Source organism: Candidatus Poriferisodalis sp. (assembly GCF_965204125.1).
Lineage (GTDB): Bacteria > Actinomycetota > Acidimicrobiia > Acidimicrobiales > Poriferisodalaceae > Poriferisodalis.
This window is the reverse complement of record NZ_OZ241968.1, coordinates 2,444,220-2,464,926: the sequence shown is the minus strand read 5'-3', so window position 1 is coordinate 2,464,926 and position 20,707 is coordinate 2,444,220. Positions and strand designations below refer to the sequence as shown.

The 20,707-nt window shown below is 67.8% G+C and carries 18 protein-coding genes; 10 read left to right on the top strand and 8 right to left on the bottom strand.

The features are described 5' to 3' along the window. The first annotated feature begins 74 nt into the window (after window positions 1-74). The 8 genes from ACOGXD_RS11495 (at window position 75) to ACOGXD_RS11460 (ending at window position 12,537) form a co-directional block, all read left to right on the top strand. Window positions 75-3,485: a hypothetical protein gene (locus ACOGXD_RS11495; RefSeq protein WP_419915185.1), complete on the top strand. Its 3,411-nt coding sequence runs from the start codon at window positions 75-77 to the stop codon at window positions 3,483-3,485. Between the two features lie 41 nt (window positions 3,486-3,526). Beyond that, on the top strand, window positions 3,527-5,083 hold the full coding sequence (locus ACOGXD_RS11490; protein ID WP_419915184.1) for a hypothetical protein: 1,557 nt from the start codon (window positions 3,527-3,529) through the stop codon (window positions 5,081-5,083). Between the two features lie 29 nt (window positions 5,084-5,112). Continuing rightward, a complete protein-coding gene (locus ACOGXD_RS11485) occupies window positions 5,113-6,189 on the top strand; it encodes a hypothetical protein (RefSeq protein ID WP_419915183.1) in 1,077 nt (358 codons plus the stop codon). A gap of 23 nt (window positions 6,190-6,212) precedes the next feature. Then, window positions 6,213-7,067 (top strand): ABC transporter permease, encoded by an 855-nt coding sequence (locus ACOGXD_RS11480; RefSeq protein WP_419915182.1) that lies wholly within the window; start codon window positions 6,213-6,215, stop codon window positions 7,065-7,067. Then, window positions 7,064-7,939 (top strand): ABC transporter permease, encoded by an 876-nt coding sequence (locus tag ACOGXD_RS11475; protein WP_419915181.1) that lies wholly within the window; start codon window positions 7,064-7,066, stop codon window positions 7,937-7,939. Before ACOGXD_RS11480 ends, ACOGXD_RS11475 begins: the two co-directional genes overlap by 4 nt. A gap of 49 nt (window positions 7,940-7,988) precedes the next feature. Next, a complete protein-coding gene (locus ACOGXD_RS11470) occupies window positions 7,989-8,756 on the top strand; it encodes an ABC transporter ATP-binding protein (protein WP_419915180.1) in 768 nt (255 codons plus the stop codon). A 26-nt stretch (window positions 8,757-8,782) separates the two neighbouring features. Then, window positions 8,783-9,691 carry a hypothetical protein gene (locus tag ACOGXD_RS11465; protein ID WP_419915179.1) on the top strand — a complete coding sequence of 303 codons (909 nt, stop codon included), beginning with the start codon at window positions 8,783-8,785 and terminating at the stop codon, window positions 9,689-9,691. A gap of 98 nt (window positions 9,692-9,789) precedes the next feature. Next, window positions 9,790-12,537 carry a hypothetical protein gene (locus tag ACOGXD_RS11460; protein ID WP_419915178.1) on the top strand — a complete coding sequence of 916 codons (2,748 nt, stop codon included), beginning with the start codon at window positions 9,790-9,792 and terminating at the stop codon, window positions 12,535-12,537. A 68-nt stretch (window positions 12,538-12,605) separates the two neighbouring features. On the opposite strand, the gene ACOGXD_RS11455 is transcribed toward ACOGXD_RS11460, so the two are convergent. Continuing rightward, the gene (locus ACOGXD_RS11455; protein WP_419915177.1) at window positions 12,606-13,124 is read right to left on the bottom strand and encodes a hypothetical protein; all 519 of its coding nucleotides are present in this window, start codon (window positions 13,122-13,124) and stop codon (window positions 12,606-12,608) included. Between the two features lie 230 nt (window positions 13,125-13,354). Between ACOGXD_RS11455 and ACOGXD_RS11450 the strand changes: the two genes are divergently transcribed. Both ACOGXD_RS11450 and ACOGXD_RS11445 read left to right on the top strand, forming a co-directional pair. Further along, on the top strand, window positions 13,355-14,005 hold the full coding sequence (locus tag ACOGXD_RS11450) for a TetR/AcrR family transcriptional regulator (RefSeq protein WP_419915176.1): 651 nt from the start codon (window positions 13,355-13,357) through the stop codon (window positions 14,003-14,005). Window positions 14,006-14,135: 130 nt separating this feature from the next. Continuing rightward, a complete protein-coding gene (locus ACOGXD_RS11445; RefSeq protein ID WP_419915175.1) occupies window positions 14,136-14,537 on the top strand; it encodes a hypothetical protein in 402 nt (133 codons plus the stop codon). 56 nt (window positions 14,538-14,593) lie between these two features. Here the strand turns inward: ACOGXD_RS11445 and pdxT are convergent, their stop codons facing one another. From pdxT to ACOGXD_RS11410, 7 genes are all read right to left on the bottom strand, one after another. Then, window positions 14,594-15,235 carry a pyridoxal 5'-phosphate synthase glutaminase subunit PdxT gene (pdxT, locus tag ACOGXD_RS11440; protein ID WP_419915174.1) on the bottom strand — a complete coding sequence of 214 codons (642 nt, stop codon included), beginning with the start codon at window positions 15,233-15,235 and terminating at the stop codon, window positions 14,594-14,596. Between the two features lie 21 nt (window positions 15,236-15,256). Then, complete coding sequence (pdxS, locus tag ACOGXD_RS11435; RefSeq protein ID WP_419853975.1) at window positions 15,257-16,156, bottom strand: pyridoxal 5'-phosphate synthase lyase subunit PdxS; 900 nt, start codon at window positions 16,154-16,156, stop codon at window positions 15,257-15,259. A gap of 46 nt (window positions 16,157-16,202) precedes the next feature. Further along, on the bottom strand, window positions 16,203-17,018 hold the full coding sequence (locus ACOGXD_RS11430; protein ID WP_419915173.1) for a hypothetical protein: 816 nt from the start codon (window positions 17,016-17,018) through the stop codon (window positions 16,203-16,205). Window positions 17,019-17,103: 85 nt separating this feature from the next. Further along, window positions 17,104-18,189, bottom strand: coding sequence for a glycosyltransferase family 4 protein (locus ACOGXD_RS11425; protein WP_419853977.1), 1,086 nt, complete (start codon window positions 18,187-18,189; stop codon window positions 17,104-17,106). Window positions 18,190-18,341: 152 nt separating this feature from the next. Then, window positions 18,342-19,295, bottom strand: coding sequence for a phosphatidylinositol mannoside acyltransferase (locus ACOGXD_RS11420; RefSeq protein ID WP_419915172.1), 954 nt, complete (start codon window positions 19,293-19,295; stop codon window positions 18,342-18,344). A gap of 164 nt (window positions 19,296-19,459) precedes the next feature. Then, window positions 19,460-20,053 carry a CDP-alcohol phosphatidyltransferase family protein gene (locus ACOGXD_RS11415; protein WP_323672988.1) on the bottom strand — a complete coding sequence of 198 codons (594 nt, stop codon included), beginning with the start codon at window positions 20,051-20,053 and terminating at the stop codon, window positions 19,460-19,462. Between the two features lie 2 nt (window positions 20,054-20,055). Next, window positions 20,056-20,631: a hypothetical protein gene (locus ACOGXD_RS11410; protein WP_419915171.1), complete on the bottom strand. Its 576-nt coding sequence runs from the start codon at window positions 20,629-20,631 to the stop codon at window positions 20,056-20,058. Between the last annotated feature and the right edge of the window lie 76 nt (window positions 20,632-20,707).

The window sequence follows — 20,707 nt, the reverse complement described above, 5'->3', positions numbered from 1 at the left end:
GCCGCCTCGCCATCCGGCGCACTGGGCCCGAGTGGACGCGCTGAAGAATAATCATGATTATTCTCAGGTCTGCTATGGCTCGACGTGGATTCTTCTCGCGAATGTTCCGCCGCCGTCCGAAGGCGGCGCCTGAGCCCGACGCGAGCAGCCGAGCCGAACGCCGCAAGCGCGGCGAGGCAGCGCCGCCGGGACCGCTGTCGGACCCCGAGCCGCGCACCGAAACCGGTGACGGCGCTGTCGAGGGCGAGTCCTCTGAACCGTGGTACCGGCAGTCGGGCCCGCTGTTCGACGAGTCCTTCCGTGACAGCCCGCCGGCGACACCCCCGCCCGATGACGAGACAGCTGCCACGGTGTTTGCGCCGCCGCTGCCGGCCGACCCGGCGGCCAGCGGGGTACCGCCGTCGGTGCCCATCATCCAACGGGTCGGCCAGGTCACCGACCCGGGTCCGCTCGGCGAGGAGATGCGCAGCGCCTTCGAGCCTGTACCGGCCACGGCTGACGACGACGAGCCTGCTGCTGACGACGAAACCGGCGGCGACGAGCCCGCTGCCGATCAAGACGCTGCCAGTGACGAGATTGCCGACGACCAGTCCGCTGCCGATCATGTCTCTGCCGACGACGCGGCGGCCAGCACGTTGGACGATTCGGCGGCCGGAGGCGCTGCGCAGCCGCAGGAGGTGCAGCCACCGTGGGCACCGCCGGCAGCGCCCGCGCCCCATCCCGAGCCGGGATTCGGCTTGGACGACACGGAAGCAGCCGAGGACGACGGCCGCCCGCTCATCGACTTCGACGCCGGCGCGGCACCCGAAGATGAAGCAAGCAGCGCGGACGCATACGGCACCGCAGGCGATGACATAGCGGCGGCCCACGACGACGCAGGCGACGGCGACGACACCGGCGACACAGCGGCACACGACGACGAGACCGGCGACGGCATCGCTGAGCCACACGACGGCACCGGTGCAGGCGACGCGGAAGCGGGTGACAGCGAGACGGGCGAAGATGCCCTGGAGCCCCCATCGGGCGATGCGGAGACGGGCGAAGATGCCCTGGAGCCCCCGCCGGACGACGCAGAACCGGGTGACATCGTCGACGACGCGACCCCGGAAGATGACGCTCCCCCGGGCGATGCGGCGCCCGAACACGACGACGAGAGCGCGCCCGATGAGGGCACACCAGATGCGAGCGCATTGCCGGCCACCGCGCCGTCGAGCGAGGTGGCCCAGCAGGAGCCGCCGATGGTGGTGCCCGTGCGGGGCTACTACATCGCCCGCACCGAGGACACGCTGCGCAGCGTCGCCGCACAGTTCCTCAATGCACCGGAGCGCTGGTCGGAACTGCGTGCGCTGAACGCCGCGTATCCCGGCATCGCCGATCTCGACCCAGACGAACTGGTGCCCGAGGGCGCTGCGCTCGCCCTTCCCGGCGATCCCCTGCCGTGGGGACGCCCCGACCCCGTGTACCTGTGGACGCTGGCCGAGACGTTCCTCTACACCGCCTGGGGCCGCGAGCCGGCGCCCGAGGAGGTGGTGCCGTTCTGGCGTGGCCTCACCCAGGGAGCGCTGCCCGAGGGCGAGCAGCGGCCGCTTGGCGCCGAACTGCCCGGCATCGCCGAGATCGCCGCCCGCAGCGACCAGCCCGGAGACGAGACACCGACCGAAGCCGCGGCGCCGCCGGTGCCGCCTGCCGCGTTCGAGATGCCGGCTGTCACCGAGACCGAGGCCGGTGCGACCGATGTCGACCTGGAGCGAGCGCCGGAAGCGACGGCAGAAGAACCAGCAGCGGCCGAGCCCGCCGCCGAAGCAGATGACGAGACGACAGAAGCAGAACAGGCCGAACTGGTCGCCGAAGCAGATGACGAAACAGAAGCTGCAACGATCGAACCGGTCGCCGCTGAGACGCCGGCAGACGAGCCCGACGTCGACGATCACGTTGATGCCGCCGACCTCGACGTAGACCGCGCCGATGGCGATGCCGACAGCGATTTCGTCAGCGAGGCAGCGGCGGACACGGCCGATGTCGGCCCAGAGCAAGCCCCAGAAGCCACGGCGGAAGTCGTCGCAGATGCCGAAGCTACAGCCGAGGACGAACCAGAGCAAACCCCGGAAGTCGCAACGGCAGACCCAGCAGTGGCCGACGCCGAAGCCGAGCCCGACGCCGAAGCACCGCAGCCGGTCCACGACACAGCGGAACTGGCTGGACTCGTTCAAGCCGTCGAGGAGGCGATCGAAGAGGGCGCCCAGGCCGTCGCCGAGGGCGAACTCGACATCGAAGAAACGACCGCAGAGCCCGAGCCGGTCGAGCCGCCCCCCGTGTTCGATGAGTGGTCGGCCGATCCGTCGGCGCCGCCCCCGCATCTCGACCCGACGCCGCTGCCCCCGCCCCCAGATCCGTCGGCGCCGTACGCAGGAATGCCGAGCGTCGGAACAGCAGGGGCGCCCCCGCTGCCACCAGAGACCGAGGCGCCCCGAGCGCCCCAGTTCATGCCATCGGTGACGAGCTCCACTCCCGGAGGATTGACCACCGCAGCCCAGACCTCCCCGGTCGGCCGCAGCTTGGCCGGCACCGCAGTCGGCGACGCGATGCTGCTGTGGCAGCTCGCCCGCCGCCGGAGGCAGGGCCAGCGCGCCGCGGGGGCGCCCGACGCCATCGAGCAGTCGCTGCTGCAGTCCGCCGGCAGCGAATCGCTCGAGCTGATCGAGGCCGCCATGCGGCACCTGCGTGCTGTCACGGTGGGCCAGCAGCGCCCCGAGCCGAGCGTGCTCGCGGTGCGGTCGGGCACCTACGGCTTCGAGGTGCTGCTCGACCGGCCGGTCCCCACACCGCCGGGCTGGCGATCGGCGTCGGGCGGCTACGTGCTCGAGCTGCCGCAGGGGGTCACCGCACGAGACCTCGGCGCCATCGGACAGGGACCCTCGCTGTGCCCCGCACTGGTGCCGGTGGGCAACACTTTCGAAGGCCCGCTGCTGCTCAACCTCGAACGGCTCGGCTGTCTCGCCATCTCGGGGCCGGGCGCTGCGGCGGTCGGCCTGCTCGGTGCGATCGTGGGCGCACTGGGCTCCTCGCCGATGGCGGGCCACATGCGCATCACCGCCGTGGGCCTCGAGAGCGCGGCGTCGATGATCGGCTGGGAGGCCGTGAGCTTAGCGAGCTACGACTCGCCCGAGCTCGAGAGCCTCCTCGCCAACGCGTACGGGCCCGGCGACGGCGTGATCGACGTGCTGGTGATCGGCCCCGGCAACGATCTGCTCATCCAACGTGCCGGCCAAGTCGCCACCGCTGCCGGGTCCCGGCTCTCGCTCGTCGGCGCCACATCTGCGGTGAGCGCACGGTGGCCCTGGCGCATCCACGTCGACGGCACCGGCACTGCAGTCGTGCACCCGATCTCGATCACCATGACCGCCGCCCGGGCCGTGCCGTCGGAGACGCTCGCCCCCCTCGGCGGGGCGTCGCCGAGCGACATCGACCCGGCAGGACTCCGATGACAGCCGTGCCGCGCCGAGGCCCTCGTCGAGCCTCCCGGCGCATGCGTCGATTGGCCGCATGCGCCATGGCCTTGGTGCTGGCGAGCGCGGCGAGCGGCTGCCTGGCCGGCGACGAGCTGGAAGTGGCCTCCAATGCCGACGCAGAGGCCGAGTTCTCCTTCACGGCGACACGAGCCGGGTCGGGAATCGTCGCGGCCGGCGGCGATCCAATGGCGTTCGTCACCGACGGCGCCAAGTGCAGTCTCCCCCGGAAGGTGCAGATCTCCTACGTCGGCCCCGACATCACCAATTTCGAGGCGTTCGGCTTCGGAGATCTCGTCATCGAGAACCCCTGGCGGATGATCTCCGCGTACCTCACCGAGTTGAACGCAGCCGGCGGCATACACGGCCGCTGCGTGCAGGCGAGCGTGCACAACGTGGATTGGAGCGATCCCGACGCACAGTGGGTGAAGGCCTGCCGCTCCATCACCTCTCTCGATCCGGAGCCGGTTGCGGTGATCAGCCTCTTCGGCGACGCGCGAGGCGTCGAGTGCGTTGCCGCGGATGCTCAGATCCCCATGCTCGGTCTGCACAGCTCGGTGCCCGCCACGGTGCAACGGCAAAGCGGAGGCCGGCTCTTCCTCGACGACGGCACGTCAGGCCACCTGCTGGGCCACAGCATCGTGACGGCGCAGGAGTTCGACGTCATTGCGGCAGGGGACCAGCTCGGGCTGCTCTACGGCCCGCCCGTCGGCACCGATGCCACGGCCGACGACTACAACATCGGCGCCGACTTCGCCGAAATCGCCGAAATCGCCGAAATCGCCGAAGCTCCGAGCAGCATTCCCGGCGTCATCTCGCATATCCCGGCGAGCTTCGGCGAACTCGGCTTGCTGCCTCTCGAGCGGAGCGTGCGCCTGCTCGAAAGCAACCTGACGCCGTCGGAGCAGTTCGCAGCGCAGGCCGCGCTGGCTGAGATCAGCGATGTCGATCAGCTCCGGCTGCTGTCAGACATCGAGCGGTTCTACTTGGACGAAGCGCAAAAGCAGCGCGACGGCGGCGTGCGTGCGGTCTTCTCCGCCGCGCCGTGGTTCGAGCTTCGACGCCTGATGCTGGCTGCCGAGCGAATCCAGTGGTACCCGCGCTGGATCGCGAACGACGCCCAGAATCCCACGCTGGTATTGCCCGGCATGCCCATGTCGCAGGTGGAGAACTTCTTCATCGTCAGCTCCCGCCCGACCGTCGGCGACGAACCGACCACGCTCGACCGCGGCTGCGTCGCGACGCGCCAATCCGCCCCGGGCGCGGACGCGTTCGACTTCCGTCCCTACTCCGACGCATGGATCCTGCTCATAGCAACCTGCGATGCACTCGACGTGGTGATGAGCGCCCTGTCGCGCGTCTCCGGGGCGCCGTCGCCGGGGGCCGTGGCTGAGATGCTCGCGGTGGCCCCAGCCGATGCCGGCACCGAGATCCGATTGGCTTTCGGGCCCGGCGACTATTCGGGCGCGCAACGGTTCCGCGTGCTGCGAGCCGATTTCGATTGCGGGCTCAACCCGTGGGGATGCATGCGTGCGGTGACCGCTTGGCGCGAGACCTCCTCGGCGGCAGACGGATGACGCCGCGTGCCGCCTCGAGGCGTCGGCGGGTGCTCCGCAGCGCCGCCGTGATGCTGGCGGTGCTGTCGTTGTCGAGTGCCGCATGCGGGGGCGGCGCCGGCACCCAGCAGCCGGCAGCCGGAGCGCCCGGCACCACGCCGGCAGCAGCAGCCGACTCCGCAACGATCCGCCTCGCGCTCCCACCTGATCCCCTCTGGCAGTGGCTGGTCGACTCGGGGACGCTTGCCGACTGGGAGGCCGAGCACGAACTGCACATCGAGGTCAGCCACCCGTTCCGCCCGTTCACGGCGCTGATCAGCGGGGATGCCGACGTCATCCTCATCAACGCGTTCGACCTGCCGGTGTTCGCCCACGGCCTCGACAGCGATCCCGTCATCTTCGGCAAGTACGCCAGCGACCGCTCGATCGCTGCTGCGAGACGCACATCGCGGGCCGACGATCTCGCAGGCGTGGTCGAAGGCCAGATTGCGATGGAAAGCCAATTCGGCTCCACCTTGCTGTGGTCGCTGATCGTGGAGCAGTCGCACTCGCTCGACTTCAGCGACAGCGGCGACGACTTCCAGTTCATGCTCACCACGTCCGGCGTCGCCGACGCCGTCGAGCGCGGCGACGCCGACGCCTGCATCTGCCTGCCGGACGCGAGCATCGAGAGCCTCAGCACCGAGATGCTCCGGCCCCTGTACGACGGCAGGCCCGCGGCACAGATCTACGCCGAGATGACCGGCATGCCGGACCACTGGATGCTGGGCGATGTGTTCGCCGCCGAGCGCGAGTGGTACCGCGCCAATCCTGGAGCGGTCGCCGACTTCCTCGCGCTGTGGGAGACGGCCGTGCAGCACTGGCATGCCCACTATCCCGAGATCGTCGCCGCATACCCCGAGCTGCTGTCGGTGCAGACACAGCAGCACGTCGACTGGTTGACGCACTACCTGGCTGCGAACAACTGGATCGCGCCGACGGTGTACCTCGCCGGCGAGGACTCCTGGAGCTACGTCGGGGCCGTCACTGACCTTCAGGCACGTGGCCTGATTCCTCAGGACGCGACGCTGCCGCAGATCATCACCAACCGCGTCGCCGGCCATCACGGCGACGACCACGACCACTAACACCCCGAAGGAGGCGAAGAGCCGTGGCTATCGACACGCCGGTCACACCCGATGCCGTCACCGATCTCTCAGCCCGCGAGATGCGCCGCTCTGTCATGGGCCGATTGGGCCTGCGCTTGGGCGTCGTAGTCGGATGGCTGGCGTTCGTCGGCGTTTGGTACGCGCTCTCGCGGTTCGTGCTGGGCACGCAGCAATTGCCGCCGCCGCACACCGTGGCTTCTGAGGCTTGGCAGTTGGCATCGGGCCCAGGGTTCGGCTCGACGCTGTGGGCGAGCCTGTTCCGGGTCATCGCCGGCTGCGTGCTGGCGCTGACGGCCAGCATCGTGCTGGGCACCGTGATCGCCTACAGCGCTTGGTGGCGCGACCTCATGGGGAGCCTGACGCGATTCTTCATCAGCATCCCCACCGTTGCGCTGGCGATCTTGGCGCTGATCCTGTTCGGGGTCTCGGGCCTGGGGCCCATCCTCACCGCGGCGCTGGTGGCCACGCCGTACCTGATGACCAGCGTGGCCCAGGGGATTGCCGGGGTCGACCGGCGCCTCATCGTGATGAGCGAGTCGTTCGCGCGCACCCGTGCGCAGATCATCACCGGGGTGCTGCTGCCGTCGTCGGTGCTGGCGGTGATCGGCGGTTCACGGCAGGCGTTCGCCTTGGCGTGGCGCATCACCCTGCTCACCGAGGTCTTCGCTTCGTCAGATGGCGTGGGCTACCAGATCAAACGAAGCTTCGAGGGCTACGACCTGCGCGGGATGCTGGCATGGACCGCGCTGTTCATCGGCCTGATGTTCATCTTCGAGAATCTCGTCTTCCGCCAGCTCGAACGACGGGCATTCGGCGGAGCGTATGTCTCCGCCACGACCGCGGCACCGGCGCAATGAGCTACGCAACCGACCTCCCGATGGCACCCGGCACCGGTCGTGCGTCCGAAGCACCGGGCCGTGCGAAGCACTGGGCACGGCGACCGTGGTTCATCAACGCGCTCGCGGTTGCCATCTTGCTGGGCATCTGGCAGTACCTCACCTCGGTCAACGGGCGGGTGCCTGCCGTCGACGAGGTGGTCTCGTTCCTCGGGGTCGAGCTGGGCGGCGGCTCGCACGGCGGCATGCTCCGCGGAGAGTTCTGGCCGGCGCTGGGCACGAGCTTGCAGCGCTACGGCATCGGCCTCGCCGCCGGCATCCCGCTGGGCGCCGTGGTCGGCCTGCTCATCGGCGGGTCGCGACGGCTCCGTTCGGTGCTGAGCGACACCGTGCTGGTGCTGCTGGTGCTGCCCTCGGTGGTCTGGGCGTTCGCAGCCTCGCTGTGGTTCGGCTTCGGTTCTACCGCACCCATCGTGGCCGTCGTGCTGACTGCGGTGCCGTTCATGGCGTTCAACCTGAGTTCGGGCATCCGGGCGCTCGACCCGGGCCTCAGCCTGATGTCCGATGCATTCCGCGTGCCGCGGATGCGCCGCGCCGCGCACCTGCTCGTGGGCGGAGCGATGCCCAGCGCGGTGAGCGGGGTGCGCCTCGCGTTCATGACGAGCTGGAACAGCCTGCTGATCGTGGAGTGGTTCGGCGCCACCTCCGGTGTGGGGTGGCGTGCCAGGTTCTGGTACGAGTCGCTGCGCTTCGAGGGATTCGTGGCATGGATCCTGCTGTTCGTCGTGTTCATCACGCTGCTGGACTGGCTGGTCCTGCGGCGGCTCGAACGCAGATCGGCCCGCTGGCAGCAGCAGCCGACGCTGACCTTCGCCGAAGGCGAGGGCACATGAGAGCTCGCACCCCAGCGATCCCCGACACCCCTGTTGGAGGAAGGACGAGATGGCCACCATCCTGATCGAGAATCTCACCAAGGTGTACCCGCCCACGCCCACGTACCCCCAGCAGGTGCAGGCGCTGGGCGGCGTCACCATGTCGGTGACCGGCAACGTGTTCGTGGCGGTGCTGGGCCCGTCAGGCAGCGGCAAGACGACGCTGCTCAACATCGTGGCGGGTGTGGAGGAACCCACCGCCGGCGCAGTGCGAGTGGTGCAAGACGGCGTGCCTGCACAGGTGGGCTACGTGTTCCAGGAGCCGCGCCTGCTGCCGTGGCGCAGCGTGCTCGACAACATGCTGTACGTGCAGAACCGCAAGTCGGACCGGTCCAAGCGCGAGGCCGAGTTCTACCTGTCGATGGTGGGGCTGAGCGATGTCGCGCACCTGTATCCCGCCCAGCTGTCCGCGGGCATGCAGCAGCGTGTGGGCATTGCGCGGGCGTTCCTGGTGAACCCCGACGTGCTGCTGATGGACGAGCCGTTCAGCCACATGGACGCGCTGACGGGCAGGTCGCTGCGCGACTACCTGCAGCGCATCTGGCTGCACACCCGCAAGACGGCCGTGTTCGTGACGCACGACGTGGGCGAGGCGGTGGAGCTCGCCGACCGCATCCTGATGCTGCGCCCCGGCGGCGTGGTGTTCGACGACATCCCCGTCAACCTGCCACGGCCCCGGCGCCCCGACGACCCCGCAGTGCGCGCTGTGGAGTCGGAGGTGCTGCGCCGCTTCGACTCGATGGAGGCGGCTGTCCGCTTTGGCGACCAGCGGGGCTAGCCCGGCCGGCGTGCAGGCAAGCCCCAGTGAAGCCATGCCGCCCGCCGGTTCTCGCGCTGGGGCTGGCACTGGCGGCCGTGGCGGCCGGCTGCACTGCGGGCTCGGCGCTCGACGGCCTGCCGCCCGGGGACGGCGCTGAGATGGCGAGCGCCGTGGCCGAGCGGCGCGGCCCGATGGTAGAGGTGCTGCCGCCGGTGGCCGAGCAGTTGCCGCCGCTCGACCCAGATGCCCGCCCTGCGACGCCGCTGGGCGCGCTCAGAGCCCGCTACTTCCCGATCTGGACGTCGGACTTCGACGGCGCCTTCCCGCCCGACGCCTGCGGCAGCGCATGGGAGCTCGACGGCATCGCCCGGCCCGTGACCGACGCCGACATCTCGCTCTACGGCGACGCACGCATCATGGCCGCGCTCGCCGTGATGCGCTACGAGCACCTCGTGTCGCGTGCGCTCGCCAGCCCCACACCGCTCGCACAGCTCTGCATAGCCGTCGGCGCAGTCGACCCAGCACGCGCCGAGGCCCTGACCCAGCTCGCCGCACAGATCGAGCAGAGCCAACCGAGCCAGCCCAGCGGCTATCCGGCCGAGGTCACGATCTTGGCTTCCAGCCCTTCAGCGGTGCTCGCTGTGGCGTGCAATTCAGCCAGTGCAGATGACCCGGACGGCGCCAGCGTGGGCGCCTTCCTGTTGCAGGTCTCAGTGGGCATCGAAGACCGGGTGGTCGATGTCTCCTACCGGGTCGCGCAAGCACAGCACCGCTCCGTCGCCGACTGCTCCGCCCTAGACGCTTGGGCGTGGGAATGGGACGACCACGTAGCCGCATGGATCGCCGAGGGGCAGGCCTGGGTGCCGACCCGGATCGTGACAACCGCCGAGCACATCTGCTCGCTGCAAGCCCCCGACAGCCCCCACGAGTGCCCCCAGGACTGGCGCCCATGACCCGCCCCCCAGCACACGCCCGCCGTAGCCCCAGCAGATGCCCCCTCGCCAGCAGCACCGCCAAAGCACTCCTCGGCATCATCCTGGCCTTCGCCCTCGTGCTGTCACCGTGGGAACCGCTGCTGCCAGAAGCCACCCCCCAACTCGGCACACCGCCCGCCCATGCCCAGGAACTCGACGATGACGGAGGCGGAGGCGACCAGAATCCGCCGCCGGACAACAACGGCCCCGAGAACGGGCCACCGGGAGGCGAGGTCGGACCCCCGGCGCAAAACAATGACGGCGAGACGCCAGAAGAAACCCCGACCCAGGCGCCGGGAGACGAGTGCGCCCAACCACAATCGCCCGACGGCGAGGGCAGCGACGGCGGTGGCACCGCAGCAGGTGTCGTGTGCGGCACACCCGCTGATTGCCCGAGCGTCCCCGACGGCACTCCCGAAGTATGGACACCCGATCCCGACGACCCGTCACGCTGTGTATGGACGATGCCCGCATGCCCGCGGTCGCCGCTGCAGGAACCCGGTCAACCGGTGCACTACACGGTGCCCTCCGAGGAGTTCCCCGAACTCTGCGAACATGTCGTGCCGCAGAGCAACCATTCTCTGTATCCACTGTGCACGGCTCGGTACGCCGTGCAGTCGACGACCTTTGCCTACAAGGTAGAGACCCGCAATCATGAGGGCGGCAGCGTCCAAGTCTGCAGGGCCATTGTTCCGGGCAAGTGCCCGAGCGGAATGCATCGTCTAGCGCCCGGCAGCGGCCGCGACACTTCAGACAGCGATGGCGTTCAAGGCGCCGACGAGAACCAGCTTCTGGGCAACAACCCGATCGAAGAAGCCAACGCCGACCGACCGCTATGTCGTCAGTACCAACGGCGGCACTGGAGTTGCTCTCCGCCGCTGCGCCCTCTGAACCAGTTCAATGCCTGTTACCGCGACGGACAGGAACGGGACTCTGGCGGCCACCCGGCTTGCAGCACTGCAGCGCCACAGTTCGCGATCTCCGACTGCGAGACATACGTCGGCACCGATTACATGCCGGACCCAGCGTCGTTCCCCTGCAGGGGCTACGACACGAGGGGCAACGCTCGCGAATTGACGGACATCTCGAATAACGACCACTGGTGCTCCTATAGCCGGTCGTGGCTCGATCTGCGCTGCCATGGCGCCTCTCCAGCGGCAGACTGCCCCAGCGGGCAGGCCGTGTGCATCAAGCGAGCCAGCAACAGCGGCGGATGCAGCGCAGTGGCGAAGACCATCCGCTGCCATGTGCTGCAGGCACGACAGGGCGAGGCAAGCCAACGCAATGACGGCGGCGCGGCAGACGCAGTCCAGCAGGCCGTAGCGGCTTTCCAGCGGGAGGGCTGTCGCCCCTGCACGATCCTGCCATTCGAGCCAGTGCAACCTTCGGATGCGGGCAGTACGCAGGGCTCGAATGTCTGCCCGCCGGAATTGTCACGGCCACCGATAGACAGCATTGCGTTGGCCACGGATGACAGATGCAAGTCGTATCGGGAAACCAAGAACCCCCGTATCGAGGATCATCCTGGATGCCAGCAAGCACTGGATGACGAAGAGAAGATTCGCGGGCCCTTGGACGTGGCGATGCGGCGCGGGATGTCAATCGACAACGTCACTTTGAACGCGGAGCCCGAGTGCAGCAACCATCGGGACAAAAACGTCCCGCTCGATCAGCTTCCCCGCTGTCTAGCGGCGCTGGATAAGCAAGATCCATTCTGTGGCGAGCCGGACATAGGCGCACTTGAATCGACGGCAGCTTCAGGGTCGGGCGCCCTCGTCAACTCTCCCGTGGTCGTCACCTTTGCGGGCGCTCCCATCGAAGCAGTCAGCTACAAATACTTCACGTTCTGGGGAGCGACCAAGGACGGTCGCTTCAGCGGACTGGAACTGTTCGACGGTATAGAAGCAATGGTCTACTCCAATACGCCGCAGCTGCTCGTGGGCAAGCTGCCCGACCTGCTGAAGGCTCCGAGGTCTAACTCTGAATGGGTGTACAAGACCATTGGCGAGTCCGGAGGCGGGTGTTTCTTGGAGAAGACACCTATCACTCAGTTGACGGTGAGCGAACTCCTGCCCGATATTGATTACCAGGAGATCGTCCGTCTGTTCGGTAAGCGCGCCGTGCAACAGTGGGACAGTTGGGATAAGCGCCCTGATATCAGGGAGGCCTATATCCGAGCACGGGGGTTCAACTACATCACGGAAACCGCCACCGATGACGAGATCAGGAGCGAACGAGAACTGCGGGCACAAGCAGGGCAGCGTCAGGAAGTGGCCTGCAACCAAGCCGATGACAGTCAGCAGTGGTGGTGCAGGTGGGTTCCTCAGCGTGCCGGATTCTTCAAATTGACGGGGCAACTCGCATGGCAGTTGAGGCGATGGACAATCAACCATAACCAGGAGGTCAGAAAGTGGATTTCAATCCCGCAGCGGGATGCTGCCAACCAATGGCTCACAGACAATGTTGCAGATCCGCCCGATGATGTCTGCGATCAAGATGCCTCACAGGAGCAACGCGTCCGGGACGTCGATTGCATTCGGGAAGACTTGCGGAAGCTGGGCGTCGACACACTCGAAGACGCCGGTTTCACACTCAATGATGAGAACCGCTTGCAACTCTTGGATTGGCCTACGGAGCCAGCCGAAGCGCGGGAAGCCTTGTACCGCGGCAGAAAGCCGTACATCCACCTGTGCCCGAGTCAAGATGTACGCGTGATATGTCAAACCGCCAACGCGAATCTCTACTTCGCCTACTCAGAAACCGACTCGATCGGCATAGCGGTGCAGGAAGCACGGGTAGTGACGAGGACGGCACCCGCGCCGTGATCTCGACTGCTGCGGGGTCGCTCACGTAGCCCAGCAGCGCCGGCGAGATCGGATGCTGCAGCAGATGCCTACCCTCGGGCTGCGAGCTGCTCCAGCACCAGATCGAGCTTTGACTCCACCCGTTCCATCCGGGTCTCAAGAGCATCCATCCGGGTCTCGAGACGGTCCATGCGGGTCTCGAGACCGTCCATGCGTGTCTCAAGAGCGTCGAACCGAGCGTCATGACCGTCCAGCCGAGCCTCAAGAGCGTCGAACCGAGCGTCATGACTGTCGAACCGGGCGTCATGGCCGTCCAGCCGAGCCTCAAGAGCGTCGAACCGGGCGTCATGACTGTCGAACCGGGCGTCATGGCCGTCCAGCCGAGCCTCAAGAGCGTCGAACCGGGCGTCATGACTGTCGAACCGGGCGTCATGGCCGTCCAAGCGTTCGGTCAGCCTGCGCTCCGCACCACGAATCTCCGTGCGGATGGTGGACAAGACGCTGTCCTCGACGCGCGCCATGTCAACCTTGAGATCGAACAGCGCCTGATTGGTGTCTTGCACGTAACCAAGTGGCACGTAACCGCCTTCGGTGGTTGCTGTTGACATCAGCCTATACCTCGACTTGCCGGAGCCTCTGTTCTTTCTCTGAGTATATAACAAATAATTACATGTGATTTCATGGATTTACCGTCCGCAGCCGGTATGGCCGCACGGCGGCTCACCAAACAAGCCATTCGTCGGGCGCTGCGCCAGCCGGACGCCGCGCCGCGACCACAACCAACGGAGCAGCGGCACTACGCTGCTCATGGCCGCAGACTCCCCGTTGGTTGTTCACCTTGACGAAGCCGCATGACATTGACACGTCTGACGGAGGCAAGAGGGCCCGTCGCTCCGCCGACATCGCCCGGCGTCTGCTGGACGCGGCCGTGGCCGAGTTCAGCGAACACGGTTTCGAGGCCGCCAAAGTCCTCGATATCACTCGCCGCAGCGGCCTGACGACTGGTTCCATCTATGCCCGCTGGCGGGGCAAGCACGAGCTCTTTCTTGCTGCTGTCAACCATCTGATGTCGCAGCGCCTGACGGGCGACAGCACGGCCCAGCAGCAGTCGGACCCGATTGCTGCCACGCTCAGTGCGGATCAGCTGCGGTCTGCCGACCACGATACGAGCGGCCTGTTCGTGGAGGCGTACGTGCTGGCCAGGCGCGATGCAGCGATGAGGGCTGGCATCGCGCAAGCCGTCGACGCCGAGGCCGACGCCCTGTCCAAGCTGGTGAACGAAGGCAAGGCGGCGGGGATCTTCGACGAGTCTCTGAGCACGGAGCTCGTCGTGCTGTGCTGCCAAGCCCTCAGCATCGGCACGCTGCTCGCGCTCTCGGTGTCGGAGGATCGCATCACCAGCGAGGACGCCGAGCAGTGGGACGAGCTGATCGCACGCATGGTGAGCAGTTGGGCACCGTCGGAGGCCGATCGCCAACCCGATGATTGATCGGCGTGGGCTGCGGGCTCACGTCTGCAGTCGGCCATACGGAGCATTGACTGTTTCATATCTGTGAGCTGTTCATTCCATGTTGGCAATACGGTCACGAACCAGTAATCATGACTATGATTCGACGGTTGTGTCTCAGACTTCGAACTCCGACCGTTCAGATGGCAGCTCCGGGAACGGCCGCAGCGAACTCGGGGACATCGAACAGCGGCTGTATGACGCGACCTTCGGCACCGACAGTGCTGCGCCTGAGACGAACTCAAGCCTGCGCGAATCGGGACGGCTCGCAGGCAGCGATCCTCACCTCCGTCTCTTCGACACCGAGGCCCTCGCAGCAATCGTCGAAGAGGCCAAGCAAGACGGCCTGATCGACCCGGGACTTCCGACGGATTCGATCGTGTGCTTCTGCCAAGCCCTCGGCCTCGGCGCCCACGCGTTGGAGCAGATAGAGGGGGGGGGGGGGACGTGGCACACCGTGACGGAGTGGATCTTCAAGGCGTTCGGCCCCCAGAAGACACGTGGCACACCGTGACGGAGTGGATCTTCAAGGCGTTCGGCCCGCGGCAGCAGTGAGCCGCGCTCGGCAGCTCAGCGGGCCATGGATGCGCCGACCATGTCCAGGAAGATCTGGTGAATACGGTCGTCCGCCGTCAGCTCCGGGTGGAAGCTCGACACCAGGATCGGTCCCGACCGGCACAGCACCGGAACCGACGACGGAACGCCGTCGGTCGACGAGTTTGACGCGGGCCTGATCTCTGCGAGCACCTCGACGCTGTCGCCTGCGCGCTCCACCCACGGTGCTCGAATGAACACCGCCTTGAACGGCTCGTCGAGGCCGTCGGTGGTGAGCTCCGCCTCGAAGCTGGCGACTTGACGGCCGAATGCATTGCGACGCACCGAGATGTCGATGGCGCCGAAGCAGCGTTGATCCGGACGGCCGTCGAGCACATCGACGGCGAGCAGGATCATGCCCGCGCAGGTGCCGAACGCCGGCATGCCGCCGGCCAGGCGTTCAGACAGCTCATCGAACAGCCCGCTCGTGCGGAGCAGGTGCGACATCGTGGTCGATTCCCCGCCCGGGAGCGCCACAGCATCGACGCCGTCGAGATCTGCAGGCACTCGGACTTCGACTGCTCTGGCCCCGGCGCGCCTGAAGGCGGCAACATGCTCGGCTGCAGCTCCCTGCAGCGCTACAACACCGATCAGCGGCTGGCTGTCGCTCGCGGTCACCGTGGCGCTGCGATCCAGCGCTTACCAGCCGCGGTCGGCGAGCTTGGTTTCGAGGCCTTCCATCTCAAGACCCGGCATGGCGCTGCCGAGACCTCGGCTGACCTTGGCCACCACCGATGGATCGCGGTAGTGGGTGGTGGCCTCGACGATCGCCTCGGCCCTCGGCCCAGGGTCTTCGCTCTTGAAGATGCCCGAGCCCACGAACACTGCCTCGGCGCCGAGTTGCATCACCAGTGATGCGTCGGCCGGTGTCGCGATGCCGCCGGCGCAGAACAGGGGCACCGGCAGGCGTCCGGTCTCGGCGATCTCCTGCACCAGGCCGAGCGGCGACTGCAGCTGCTTCGCCCAGTCGAACAGCTCGGCGGCATCGGCCTGGGTGATCTTGCGGATGTCGCCTGTGATGGCCCTCAGGTGACGCACGGCCTCGACGATGTTGCCGGTGCCGGCCTCGCCCTTGGAGCGAATCATGCAGGCACCCTCAGAGATACGCCGCAGCGCCTCGCCGAGGTTCGTGGCGCCGCAGACGAACGGGACGGTGAACGCCCACTTGTCGATGTGATGCGCCTCGTCCGCAGGGGTCAGCACCTCGGATTCGTCGATGTAATCGACATCGAGGGATTCCAGCACCTGGGCCTCGCCGAAGTGGCCGATCCGGGCCTTGGCCATGACCGGAATCGTCACGGCTGCCTGGATGCCTTCGATCATCGCCGGATCGCTCATGCGGGCCACACCGCCGTCACGGCGAATGTCGGCCGGCACGCGTTCGAGCGCCATGACAGCAACCGCCCCGGCGTCCTCCGCAATCTTGGCCTGCTCGGGCGTGACGACATCCATGATGACGCCGCCCCGGAGCATGTCGGCAAGCCCGCGCTTGACTCGCACCGTTCCGACCAGATGAGACGCTCCGTCACCTGAATTCATGCGCTCAGTGTAGGGAACGGCCCCAGTGCTGCCCCAGAGGTGCTGGTCAGAATTCGCGCAGTACGGCAACTCGTGTCTCGAGGTCGGCCCGGTAGTCAGGCAGGCTGTCCGGAGCAATGCTGGAATCGGCCCTCGGATCAGCCAGCCACAGCGGCCAGGTCACCCGCGGTGCATCCGTGCGAACGCCAGCTGCCGACATCGTCTCGAGCGCATCGGCGAGACCGGGCGGGTAGCGGGTCAGTCGTACGGCTTCGGCATCGTCGTCGAAATCGCTGCCGGTGCTGGCCTCGCGCTCGGTGCGAGCCTGCACCAGTGGCCACAGCGCCGGCCACAGCAGCGCCGGAAGCCCCACGGTGGTCACGGCGGTGGTCAGGTAGGCAGCCCGACCGTCACGAATCTGCGTGAGCAACCGCGCCACGACGGCCTCCAGCTCGATGCGATTCAACGCGTCGAGCAAGCCCTGGGTGACCACGAGGGTGGAGCGATCTGGCCGCCGGCCGAACACCGTCGCGTTCGCGGCCGACCTCGGAGCGACAGCGAGCGCTGGCACCGGAACGCCCACGAGCAGGCAGACTCCGTTGACGACGTTCTCCAGGCGGGGCTGGCTGCCCGCGTCGCTCGGCCCCAAGCCGGCCCCGATGAGCGCGCGGTGCAAGCGCCGCTCCCCCACCGCCAGCTCGACGGCTGCGAGCGCGCACGCCGCCGGAAGCGCGATCGGCAGCGCCCACCAGCCGACCCCGGTGAACAGCGCCACCAGCACGCCGACGATCGCCGCCGCAACCAGATGCACAGCCCAGAACTCCGCCAGCAGCTTGTCGGCTCGACCGCGATAGATGGCGAACAGCGGGTCCACCCGCAGCATTCAACCGGCCCCGCTCACCCGCACCACGCCGATGTGTCGCGTACGTTGACGATCACGCTCGCCGAGCCACCAGTTCGCTGGCAGCTCAGCCTTGGGCGGAGGCGCGTTGGGCGATGGCGCGCTCGTACATGTCGGCGTAGATGTCTGCCAAGCGGGCCATCGAGAATTGCTCGGCGCGCTGACGGCCCGCTGCGACCAGATCGGCCGCCCGGTCGGGACGCGTGAGCACGCCGATGAGCGCCTTCGCGAGCGCCTTCGAGTCGCCGGGGGCCACGAGCACGGCTTCGTCGCCGACGCCGACGACGTTGCGATAACCGGGCAGGTCGCTCGCGACCACCGGCGTGCGCGCCGCCATCGCCTCCAGCAGCACCACGCCGAAACTCTCGCCATGCAGCGAAGGCACGCACAGCACGTCGGCGCCTTTGATGCGCGCCAGCTTCTCGGCCTCGCTGACCCGGCCCAGCCATTCGATGCGCGTGTCGCGCTGGTACTTGCGCTGCAACTCCTCGGTCTGCGGGCCGCGCGACATCACCCACAGCCGGACGCCTTCGGGCAGCCGTGACATGGCCTCAAGCAGCACCGTGAGGCCCTTGCGCGGCTCGTGGCGACCGATGTAGGCAATGGTGGGCGCTTCGTTGCGCTTAGGAACCGCTTCGTCGAAGTGGTCGAGCTCGACGCCGTTGAAGACGAGTTCGTAATCGCCGCCGACGCCGTTGCGCGCCATCTCGGCGGCATCAGCCGAGACTGCGGCCCGAATGTCGATCCGAGACGCCAGCCACCGCGTTCCCGGCACGAGATAGGCGAGGCTGCCGCCCGCTGCATGCCACGTGCCCACAATCGGCGCAGAGCGCAGGAACAGCGCCGTCTGCGTGGGCCCGGGACACAGCGGTTCATGCAGGTGCAGAACGTCGAACTCCTCATCGCGCAGTGCCCGCACGGTCCGCAGCGTGCAAGCGAAGTCGGGCGCGATCGGGGCGACCGACCCGTTCGCGAACGTGGGGATGCTTGCGCCGAGCGGCGTCACGCCGGTCTGGGGCGGAGCGCCGTCACAGGGCGCTAGCACCCTGGTGTCGTGACCGTTCGCGGCCAGCGCACGGGCCAGACCCAGCACCTGCACCTGGACGCCGCCGGCGCTGGTCAGGCTATACGGCGAGATGATCCCGATTCTCACTCAGCCGTTCCTCACTGTCGAAGGGGCGGTTGCATCAGATGGGCGCATCAGATCGGGCGAACATCGCCGACGATCTACGCGGGAATACTCACTGTCGGACGCGACGCTAGGCGCGGCACAGACGCCGCAACAAGCCCGATCGAGGCTCGCTGCTATGGCGCCTCGGCCGCGTCGCTGGCGCCGGCGGCTCGATCTGACGGCCAGTTGGGGCCGAAGAGGTGCCACTGGTGCGGTTCTGCGGCAATCAGCGTGACCAGCTCGTCGGCGAGCCGCTGCGTGACGGCGGCCACATCGTCGCGCAGGCGGCCGTGCCGCGAGACATCGATGGGCGGCCGAACCGTACCCAGGTGCCTGCCGCGGGGGCGGAAGTACACCGCGGTCGGCAGCAGCGCGGCGCCTGATCGCAACGCCAGCATTGCCGGACCCGCCGGCAGGGTCGTTCGCTCATCTCCGAAGTTCACCTCGATGCCGTCGCTGGTGAGGTCACGGTCGCACAGCAGGCAGACGATCTCGTTGCGTCGCAGCGCGCCGAGCACCTCGCGTCCGGCGTTCGGCCCCAGCGGCACCACTCGCATGCCCAATCGCTCACGGAAGTCGGCGAACCACTCGAACAGCTCCGGCGGATCGAGCGGTTCCACCACCACGGTGATCGGCAGTCGATTGACCGTCGCCATCCAGAACCCGGCCCACTCCCAACCGCCCAAGTGCGGGAGGGCCAAGATGACGCCGTTGCCACGTTCGAGGGCTTGCTCCACGTGGTGATAGGCCGGCACGTCGATGCCCCGGTCCAAGGTGAGCTCGCTCAGCGCGGGCAAGCGAAACGATTCGAGCCAGTAGCGGGCATAGGAGCTGAACGCAGCCGCTGTGGCCCGGTGAAGGCTGCCTGCGGAGTCGGCGGCCGACTCGGGGGCCGATGCCGGCGGGGTCGATGCTCGGCCGGTCTCTGGGTTCCCGGCACGGTCAGCGACCCAGCGCTGCGCGCGGGCCTGATGCCGCCGGACCATGGCTGCTTTGGCAGGCATCAGCCGGGCGAGTACCGGTCCGGCCAGCTCGGCCACGTGCTCGGTGAGCCACAGCGGAGCCAGCCGGGCGGCTGACGCCCCCACCTGGTACCCCAGCACTATGGCCCTGTCCCGCCCTCCCAGGCGGCGAGCCCTGTCCCGCCCTCCCAGGCGGCGAGCCCTGTCCCGCCCTCCCAGGCGGCGAGCCCTGTCCCGCCCTCGCAGGCGGCGAGCGAGATCGCGCACGCGCCCTCGAAGTGGCACCGCGTTCACTGCGACATGCGTGCGCTGGCCTGGCGCCACACCTTCACAAAGCGCATCACCGCAGTCACCACAGACAGCGCCAGCAGCACCCAGAGCAGCGGAATGAGCAGTACTTCGAAGGCAACCGCGACAGCGAGCACCACCGTCCGCTCGGCACGCTCCATCAGCCCGCCCTTGGCCTCGAAGCCCAGCAGCTCGGCCTTGGCTCGCTCATAGGAGATCACTGCGCTGACACCGAGCACTGCCATCGGCAGCACCGCCCACTGCGCGCCGTGCTCACCGGCGAGATACCACGCGATACCGCCGAGCAGCAGGCCGTCGGTGACCCGGTCTGCCGTCGAGTCGAAGAAAGCGCCCCTGCTTGACGACGTGCCCCGGGCTGCCGCCACCGGCCCGTCAAGGAGGTCTGAGAGCGCGGTGATCACCAGCAGCACAGTGCCCAGCACGAGCCGGCCAGCGCCGATGGCGATGGCGCTGGCGGCCGACATGACGAGGCCGAGCCCCGTGAGCACATCTGCGCTCAGGCCGATCGCCGCAAGGCCCCGCCCGATCGGAGCCGTGACACTGTCGACGCCCTTGCGGAACTTGCCGTCGAACATCGTCAGCCCCCGTCGCCGGGTGCCACCGTCGCACTTGTCTCGGTATCGGCCTCGGCGCCATCGTCGGCGGCAAGTGCTGATGCCGTCTCGATCCAGGTCTCCGGATTGTCTTCGATCCACTTCTCCAGCACAGCGCCATTGAGGGCATCCACCAACACCAAGCCCCGCTGCTCAGGCGGATCCTCGGCCGAATAGACGAGCACCCGCCATGTCGGGCGGCTCATCCAGCCGCGCCAGCCGAGCTGGGCACTGGCGTGGCCCACAGCGAATCCCACGTCAGCAACGGCGGCTACCAGCGCCTCGTTCTCGTTGACCGCGAACTGGCGTCCAGCGGCGAACTGGTAGATCCCGGCGAGAGCGAGGAGCACGCCACCGGTGACCACTCCGGTGTTGAGCAGCACCGCATCGCTGCCCAATGCGAGCGCTGCTGTGGCGGCCCAGACGCCTAGCGCAAAACACAGTGCGCCGGTGATCTTGCGCCGCGAATTGTCGGGGAACTTGTACGCGCCGACAAATCCTCGGTCCAGATCCTCCGGAAGCTCGTCGCGTACCTCGCCAAGTTCGTCTGGCTCGGCCATCGCGGCCAACGCTACCGGCGCTCTGAGACCGGTCCTGCTGCGCTCTCGCCAGCGCAGCGAAATGGAGAGCAGTCGA

Coding starts and splice junctions, on each gene's coding strand:
- ACOGXD_RS11495 (WP_419915185.1), top strand. CDS start 75: ATGGCTCGACGTGGATTCTTCTCGCGAATGTTCCGCCGCCGTCCGAAG.
- ACOGXD_RS11490 (WP_419915184.1), top strand. CDS start 3,527: ATGCGTCGATTGGCCGCATGCGCCATGGCCTTGGTGCTGGCGAGCGCG.
- ACOGXD_RS11475 (WP_419915181.1), top strand. CDS start 7,064: ATGAGCTACGCAACCGACCTCCCGATGGCACCCGGCACCGGTCGTGCG.
- ACOGXD_RS11470 (WP_419915180.1), top strand. CDS start 7,989: ATGGCCACCATCCTGATCGAGAATCTCACCAAGGTGTACCCGCCCACG.
- ACOGXD_RS11455 (WP_419915177.1), bottom strand. CDS start 13,124: ATGTCAACAGCAACCACCGAAGGCGGTTACGTGCCACTTGGTTACGTG.
- pdxS (WP_419853975.1), bottom strand. CDS start 16,156: ATGAATTCAGGTGACGGAGCGTCTCATCTGGTCGGAACGGTGCGAGTC.
- ACOGXD_RS11430 (WP_419915173.1), bottom strand. CDS start 17,018: ATGCTGCGGGTGGACCCGCTGTTCGCCATCTATCGCGGTCGAGCCGAC.
- ACOGXD_RS11415 (WP_323672988.1), bottom strand. CDS start 20,053: ATGTTCGACGGCAAGTTCCGCAAGGGCGTCGACAGTGTCACGGCTCCG.
- ACOGXD_RS11410 (WP_419915171.1), bottom strand. CDS start 20,631: ATGGCCGAGCCAGACGAACTTGGCGAGGTACGCGACGAGCTTCCGGAG.